The organism is Candidatus Kryptobacter tengchongensis (assembly GCF_001458555.1).
GTDB classification, from domain to species: domain Bacteria; phylum Bacteroidota; class Ignavibacteria; order Kryptoniales; family Kryptoniaceae; genus Kryptonium; species Kryptonium tengchongense.
Window position 1 is genome coordinate 1 of sequence record NZ_CZVH01000088.1, and the last position, 8,411, is coordinate 8,411.

General features: G+C 38.0%; 6 protein-coding genes and 1 pseudogene. All 7 read right to left on the bottom strand.

All coding sequences use genetic code 11. The features are described from left to right. A pseudogene (locus tag AT685_RS07195) lies at positions 1 to 395 on the bottom strand (acetaldehyde dehydrogenase (acetylating)); the annotation flags it as partial. A gap of 6 nt (positions 396 to 401) precedes the next feature. After that, the gene (locus AT685_RS07200) at positions 402 to 662 is read right to left on the bottom strand and encodes a hypothetical protein (RefSeq protein ID WP_072152112.1); all 261 of its coding nucleotides are present in this window, start codon (positions 660 to 662) and stop codon (positions 402 to 404) included. Positions 663 to 671: 9 nt separating this feature from the next. Continuing rightward, positions 672 to 1,451: a 2-keto-4-pentenoate hydratase gene (locus AT685_RS07205; RefSeq protein ID WP_072152113.1), complete on the bottom strand. Its 780-nt coding sequence runs from the start codon at positions 1,449 to 1,451 to the stop codon at positions 672 to 674. A 40-nt stretch (positions 1,452 to 1,491) separates the two neighbouring features. After that, positions 1,492 to 2,991, bottom strand: a complete 1,500-nt coding sequence (gene hpaE, locus AT685_RS07210) for a 5-carboxymethyl-2-hydroxymuconate semialdehyde dehydrogenase (RefSeq protein ID WP_072152114.1) — start codon at positions 2,989 to 2,991, stop codon at positions 1,492 to 1,494. Beyond that, positions 2,979 to 3,776, bottom strand: coding sequence for an IclR family transcriptional regulator (locus AT685_RS07215; RefSeq protein WP_072152115.1), 798 nt, complete (start codon positions 3,774 to 3,776; stop codon positions 2,979 to 2,981). Before AT685_RS07215 ends, hpaE begins: the two co-directional genes overlap by 13 nt. A gap of 214 nt (positions 3,777 to 3,990) precedes the next feature. Beyond that, positions 3,991 to 5,805, bottom strand: coding sequence for a FlgD immunoglobulin-like domain containing protein (locus AT685_RS07220; RefSeq protein ID WP_072152116.1), 1,815 nt, complete (start codon positions 5,803 to 5,805; stop codon positions 3,991 to 3,993). 96 nt (positions 5,806 to 5,901) lie between these two features. Beyond that, positions 5,902 to 8,411, bottom strand: a 2,510-nt coding sequence (locus AT685_RS07225) for a FlgD immunoglobulin-like domain containing protein (RefSeq protein WP_072152117.1), incomplete at its 5' end; no start/stop codon positions are given.

Consider the following 8,411-nt stretch of genomic DNA (forward strand, 5'->3'; position numbering starts at 1 on the left):
GGTTTACAAGGTTTCTTGATAAATTTGTCAAGATGTTCTCCTAAATTCACCGGGGGAACAACATAAGGACCTATAGCAGCTGGAGTTAGGTCAATTGCGATTTTCCCAAGCTCTTCATAAATCGGAGCATTTTGAAGATGTGCCCTCGCACTTGTTGCCTCAAATATAATTTTAACCTGCTCAACAACATCTTTCCTTTTTAAAAATCCCTCTATTCCCTCATAAGTCGTTTCAATCCCAAGCCTCTTTGCCCGCGCAAGCCCATCAGAACTTGGATCTATCCCGATCATCATAACTGGTTCAAGATTTTTTGAATATCGCAGAATTTTTATCAAAAGATCAGTCCCTATGTTCCCACTTCCAACAATCGCACATTTAACTTTCCCATTTTGCATTTTTAACTAAAATTTTGTTGGAAAATATTCATCAAGGTCAATCTCATCAGGAGTTTTGATGTTTAACCTGATAAGGTGCTTTAAATACTCGTTTATCTTTCGCCTATCCTCTTCGGTATCTGCAACAAGAGTAATTTTGTTTCTAACCCTGAAGTCTTCAAATATCTCGTATGGCATCACAAGTTCACCTGATTCAAGCCAATCTGAATAATGTGAAAGTCTAAACTCAACAAATTTATCAAGAAACCTTGTAAACCTTGCATACATGATTTAATTTCACTCAAATTTTACACTCACGCTTCCAAGTTTTTGAATTGATACTTTGAAAAAATCACCTTTCTTCGGGACCACAAGTTGGGCAAGCGCCCCTGAAAGGATGATCTCACCAGCTCTTAAATACTCGCCAAATTCTGAAAGTTTATTTGCAAGCCATGCGACTGCCTTTACAGGATTTCCAAGTGAAGCTGCACCAGCTCCAGAAACAACAACTTCACCATTCTGCTCAAGTATCATCCCCAAACATCTAAAATCAAGATTATCAACCAATGTCTTCTTACCGCCAAGAACAAACAAACCGGAAGAAGCATTATCTGCAATTGTATCTTGAATTTTTATTTTCCAATCTTTTATTCGGCTATCAACTATTTCAATTGATGGAACAACGAAGGCTGTGGCTCTTAAAACATCTGCTTCCGTAACTCCAGGTCCACTTAAATCCTTTTCCATTACAAATGCAATCTCACCTTCAACCCTTGGCTGAATTAAACTGCTAAGCTTGATCACTCCCCCATCCTCAACATACATCGTATCAAAAAGATAACCGAAATCAGGCTGGTTTACATTAAGCATTCTCTGAACTGCAAAACTTGTAATCCCAATCTTCTTCCCCTTGATCGTCCAACCGTTTTTTAACTTCCTCTCAACATTTTTAAGTTGAATTTTATAAGCATCCTCAATTGTCATGCTTCCATTTCTTGATGTCAACGGCTCAATAGGGGTTAAGTTAACCTCAGCTGAGTATAGTTCATCTGCAAAAATTTCAATATAATTTGACATGAAAATAATTTAAATTGGTTTTACCTTTATCTCGCCTGACCTACAGTTTTATGCACACATTTTTAAGCTCCGTATAGAATTCAAAACTATAAATTCCACCTTCCCTTCCGATTCCGCTCATTTTCATCCCACCAAATGGGGTTCTCAGATCTCTCAAAAACCATGTGTTAATCCATATGACGCCAGCTTCAATTTGCCCAGCAACGCGATGTGCTCTTGTTAAATCTTTTGTCCAAATCGTTGCGCTAAGCCCATAATGCGTATTGTTTGCTCTCTCAATAACTTCCTCTTCTGTATCAAATGGTGAGATAGTTACAACTGGACCAAAGATTTCTTCTCTTATAACTCTGCAGTTATCATTTAACCCCACGATTACGGTAGGTTCAAGCCAATTTCCAGACTTAAATTTTTCAGGAAGGTGCTCTGGCGTTTTACCTCCTGTTAAGATTTTGCCACCGTCTTCAATTGCTATTTCAAGGTAGGTGCGCACCTTTTGAAGGTGCTCTTCACTTATCAACGCCCCCATATCAGTTTCCGGATCAAGCGGATCTCCAACTTTAACTTTTTTAGCACGCTCAACAAGTTTTTCAACAAACTCATCATAAACTTTTCTCTCAACATAAATCCTTGAACCACACAAGCAAACCTCACCCTGATTGGAAAAACTTGACTGAATCGTTACATCAAGCGCCTGCTCAATATCTGCGTCAGCAAAAATTATATTTGGATTTTTACCCCCAAGTTCAAAGGACAGTTTTTTAAGATGCTGTGAAGCAGTTCGCATTATAGTTTGACCTGTGGTTGTCTCCCCTGTAAGCGAGATCAATTTTACCTCTGGATGTGCAACAATAAACTCACCTGCCGAATTAGGACCAAAACCATGAACAACATTTAAAACCCCATCCGGAAGCCCAGCCTCAGCTGCTATTTCCGCAAGTTTTGTCGCAGTTATCGGTGTGAGCTCAGAGGGCTTTATTATACATGTATTTCCAGCTGCAAGACACGGAGCAACCTTCCAGGTAGTCAGCAAAAGTGGAAAATTCCATGGTGTTATTAATCCTGCAACACCAACTGGACGCCTCAAAACATAATTTATCGCCCCGCGATCATCCGTCTCATAAAACTCTGTATGAACATACTTCGCAAACTCAGCGAAGAAAGAAAAATTATAAGACGCCCGCGGCACCTCCATCCCCTTTGAAAGCTTTATCGGCTTCCCAACATCTATTGACTCAAGATATGCAAGCTCATCAAGTTTATCCATAATAAGCTCCGAAATCCTCATCAAATACTTACTTCTCTCTTTAACAGGCATTTTCCCCCAAACTTTAAAAGCCTCAACCGCTGATTTAACCGCCATTTCAACATCTTCTTTGCCACTTTCAGGAACAGTTGCGATAACCTCATTCGTTGCAGGATATCTGCTCTCAAACCTTTTACCACTCACTGAATCAACAAATTTACCACCAATGAAATTCTTAAGCTCAAGAACTTTACCGATAACCCCAACTTTATGTGTTAATTCATTTAACTCATACATCCCAACATTCCCCAATCTATATTTTTAAGCTCTTCTGAAATTAACTTTGCAGTTTTAATCACATATTTTGAATACTCATCATAGACTTCTTCATTTATTCGGCTTGATGGTCCAGAAATACTAACCGCTGCTATTACTTTCCCCTCACCATTAAAAACGGGCGCCGCAATACATCTTAAGCCATCTTCAATCTCTTCATTGTCAATCGCATAACCTCTTTCCCTGATCCTTTTCAATTCCTCAAAAAACTTTTTCCGATTCGTTATCGTGTTTTTTGTAAATTTTTTCAACCCCTTCTCCTTTATAATTCTTTTAACATCCTTTTCAGGCAAAAAAGCAAGCATTGCCTTACCAAGCCCCGTGCAATGTGCAGGAAGTCGCTTCCCAACTTCCGAAATTATAACAAAATTCCTATCGGCAATTATTTTATCAAGATACGCAACCTCCCCGTTTTTAAGCGTTGCAAAATGAACAGTCTCGTTCAAATACCAATGCAAATCCTCAAGATACTTTCTCGCTCTATCCACCATAATTTTCTTTAACGACACACTATTCCCAAGTTCGTAAAGTTTAAGTCCTAACCTGTATTTCCCTGTCTCGCTATTTTTTTCAATAACCCCAATTTTCTCCAGCGAGCGAAGAAATCTATGAACAGTGGCTTTATGCATCTTTAAAATTTTACTTATCTCCCCAACCCCAAACTCAAATTTCCCCCCATTTTGCGAGAAAACAGATAAAATTGCAAACGCTTTCTCAACTGAGTTATTTTTTTGTGCGATGGACATGAACTTTCAAATTATCTTTTATCCAGAATTAAGATAAAAAATATCCCAATTCATGTCAATAGCCGATAATTTCACTGTTTCACTATGTTAAACAATGAGTTAAATTACGAAACGCAAAGATTACTTTATAACCCCTATAATAAAACAAAAAACCCTTGCTCCCAAAGGGTAGCAAGGGCAATTAAAAGGAATATTATCCGGCAATATAACTCCCTTACTTAAGCAACACCATTTTTTTCACATTTATATAGTTCTCTGCAATCATACTATAAAAATATATCCCACTTGGCAACTTTGCACCTGAAGCATCTGTACCATCCCATATAACTTTATATGCTCCTGGTTTAAGATTTTCATCCACAAGATTCTTTACAACCCTCCCAAGAATATCATAAATTACTATCTTAACATTTGTCTCCTTTGGAACATCAAACTTGATTAAAGTCGTCGGGTTAAACGGATTCGGATAATTTTGATAAAGTGCAAATTCCTTCGGTATCTCACTGTATTCAGAAACCAAGACAGGTTTTTTCCTCAATATAATATTAAATATCTGATTTGAACTTGTCTCCGCACCCTTTGAATCAAACGCTATAACTCTCCACTGTCCTGTAATCACCGTATCTGTTCCCAAGAAGTATGGCAAAATCTCTGAATAAGTTAGATTATATGAATTTGTAGTTAATGAATCCCGCTTAAATAACCTGCCTGTTGATGGAAAATAAATTTGAAATCTATACATTACAGAATCTGGGGGCACGTTCAAATCCATGCTTTTATCCCATGTAAATGTTAATAAAGTATCGCCAAACAAAAATTGAAAACTATAATTATCCCCCGGGGATGTTAAACTAAATGCTGATGGTGGCAAATTTATAGGTATAAAATCTGTATAAAATCTTGGCAAAATTTGATACCCATCATTCGGCGGGATTTTATTTGTAAATTGACTTGCTATCCCAACTACACTTACAGGGTATTGAACCTCCCTCTGCCCATCAATATCAGTATCACGATCTATCCTTATTAGTATTGTATCTTGTTTATCAAATGATACAAATAATAAATTTGCATCCGAATTTACCCCGGGCCATGTTCCACTCGCTTTCCAAAGTGAATCAACCCTTATTAAACGACCCTCATATGCCTCAGCATTTGCAAGGTAATTTCTTACACTTATTCTAACAGGCGAAGGAATTTGGTTACCTTTTGAAATTAAAATAATACCGCTACTATCAAATGGCGAGATTTCAGTTAAACCTCTAAATTGAATTATTTTACCTACAACCCTAATCCTATCACCAGGGTCAAGATTAACTACCTGACCACTTAAAAATACATTTATACCACCAGTCCCATCCTGTATATAATATGATGAGCTACCCGCTGAAGCAGTATAATTTATTGATGTTACTATTCCTTCAACTGCTAAAATCTGATCTAATTTATCAGGTACATAATTACTATCTGCATCAACCCGAGCTTCACTTATGTTAACTAATTGCACTGATCCAACCGTATAATCAACATTATAAGTTATTGTGTCTTTCCCATTTTGATAATCAAGAAAATTAGCTTTAATGACTCTAATTTTACTAGTAAAATTACTAGACTTAACTCTAAAACTCAAAACCCCCAAAAGACCAGAACCACTTACATATTTACTTGAATCCTGTGACCTAAGCAATGTCGCAAAAACTACCTCTCCAGGGGTTACCTCGTTACTTATTTCAGTGAATAACGAACCACCATTTAACCTTAAAACATTGACTTCACCTGATATATTACTATTTGCTGTTGCTGTAAGAAATTGGAAATAACTTGTATCATAACCAATCCTAAAATCATAAGCTATCAACCCAGCAAGGGAATCCCCTCTAATTTCAAAATACAAAGTATCCCCAGCTCTAAATGGATAATAAAATTGGACTAAATTTTGATTACCAGCTTTAGTATTAAAATCAATAAAAACCCTTGCTCTTTGATTCTGCCCACCATTTGTAATAAAGGTTGTAAACAAAACTAACAAAATAATTTCAAAAACCTTCTCATATCTACCCCATTCATTTTATTTTTTAATTTAAAAACCCCTCCCCATCTATAGGGGAGGGGTTCAATTTAAATCTTACTTCAACAATACCATCTTCTTAACATCCACAAATTTATCAGCCACTATCCTATAGAAATAAATCCCGCTTGAGAGTATCTCACCATTATCATTCCGCCCATCCCAGGTTATCTTATATACTCCAGGCTTTAAATCCTCATCAACAAGCGTCCTAACTTGTCTGCCCATAATATCATATATTACCACCTTAACTCTTGCTTCTTTCGGGATATCAAACCTTATAGTTGTTGATGGGTTAAACGGATTTGGATAGTTCTGCATAAGAGCGAATTTCTTCGGAATAATATTCGCTTCATAGGAAACATTGTTCAATAAGCCTGCTTCATCATTATTGGTAATCACAACAATATCATTGATTTCTATCCTCGCCGGCTCAGATGGGTCTTTAACCTTAATCACAAGACTCACAAGCTCCGGTTCGGAGGAAACCTCCGCCAGCGAGACGCCAGCGACAAGCCTTCCGCTGGCGGAAGCTTTCTCAACAAACAAGCCAAATTCCTTGCCCCCATCTACTCTCTCAATCTCTCCATTCTCAATCTTTATGTTAAACTGATAACCTTTCAAATTTGATACCCCAGTAAGCTTCAATATTGCGCTCACCCTCTCACCTTCAAGTGTCTCAGTATCTATCTTTATATCACCCTTCAAATATCCAAGCTTTTCAGGTACATTCACTTTGCTTGAAACTGATGTACCAAAAACTTTGCTGAATTCTACAAGATCATAGATATTAATTTGCCCATCACGATTGAGATCAAAAACAACGTCATACTCACCATCACTTGAACCTAAACCATAGAACTTGGAAAAGATCACAAGGTCAAAAACATCCACTCTCCTATCTGAATTGAAATCACCAACCACTGAATTATCAACAGCAATAGCTTTATTTGGAGCTGATGGCTCAGAATCATTTCCACCATCGGTTGCCCTAATTACATAAGTATTGAGCTCTCTGTTGAGCGCATTAAATCTGTACTCTTTAACACCAGCTGGAATCGTTGCTATAAGCTTCCCTGTACCGTCATAAATATTGTAACCACTTACAAGCGGTATCCTTTGAGTACCGGCCCAGGTTGTAAATTCAATAAACTTACCATCATCAGGTGAAAGCTCAAACCTCGCAATCAAACCTAAACCATTATCCGCAGGATCATCAACCACAATAAACTTGCCAGGTGCAGCAGGTGGCGTCAAATCAGCCGGAAGCTTCGCGCTACCAAGGTATACAAGCCCTGAGATAACTGACTCTATACCCGGCAACGCACCTTCACCCTTGAGGCTAAGATTTGCAACAATATAATTATTGATATTCTCAATCTTCAATGGTTCAGCTTCCCTACCAGAAGCTTTATCGCCAGCAACTGCAACTATAAAGTAATCGTAAACAAGCGTATCAAGTGGTATTGGAACAAATCTTACAGCTATTGTATCTCCGCTCACCGTATTCTTTGAAGGTGGCACAAAGCTAAATACCGGATACAGTGGTGCCCCAGCATCACCAGCAAGGCGACGATAAATCTCATACCTTGTCACCTGAATATATCCTTCCTTGTATTCACTGCTGAACGGATCATTGCTTGAACGCTTAAACTTAGCTTCAAGTATAGCACCCTGAATCTGCGCCGGAAGAGCTGTAACACTACCACTTGGTGAAGCTACCGTAACTGCATATGTGAGATTTTGAAGACCGGTCTGAGTATTAACATTACCAGCTGCATCAGTGACCACACCAGAGCCAGAAAATCTTACCTTATATTCACCACTTGCACTTGACACAAAATAGTTATTGTCAAAGAATACACGCGCCGTTCTCCCACCATCAAGCAACTTAACCGAAGTCATTTGATTATTATTAAGAATACGACCAGTTGAGGCAATTTGAAATTCAAGATCCGCACCACTAAATGTAGCTGATTTAACAGGTTCACTGAACCTAACTTCTACAACATTTGGCGCAACGATCTTTGTAAGCGGAGTATTCATAATAGCCGGTCCAGCCTTGTCTGTCTCAACAATATCAGCAGATGTCACATTAACCAGATAATTAGGTTTGAAATCAGCAATAGTTGAACCTGTTACTGTTACATCAGGCATTTCACCAGTATCTCCCTCATCACCTGGAATCTCATCAAAAACAAAAGGCACTCTGTCAGACGATACCGATGCAAAACCAAATAACGAAGCCCTAACATTACTCCTTCCACTTACTACCCATGTTGTCACCGGATTCCCTCTCTTGCCAAGTCCAAGATTTCCATCAACTGAAAGTAAGTTTATATCTTCACTAAAGTAAACAACCATGCTATCAAGTTTACCATTATTATTTCTATCATAAAATTCAATCTTAGTAACTGTAGGCGGTATCCTATCATCAATTGAAATCTTTGTCGCCCCACCAAAATTAATAGCTATATTGTCAGCAGCATCCTTTATAATATTATTTTGAAGCACCCCAATTTTCTCCAGCGAGCGAAGAAATCTATGAACAGTGGCTTTATGCATCT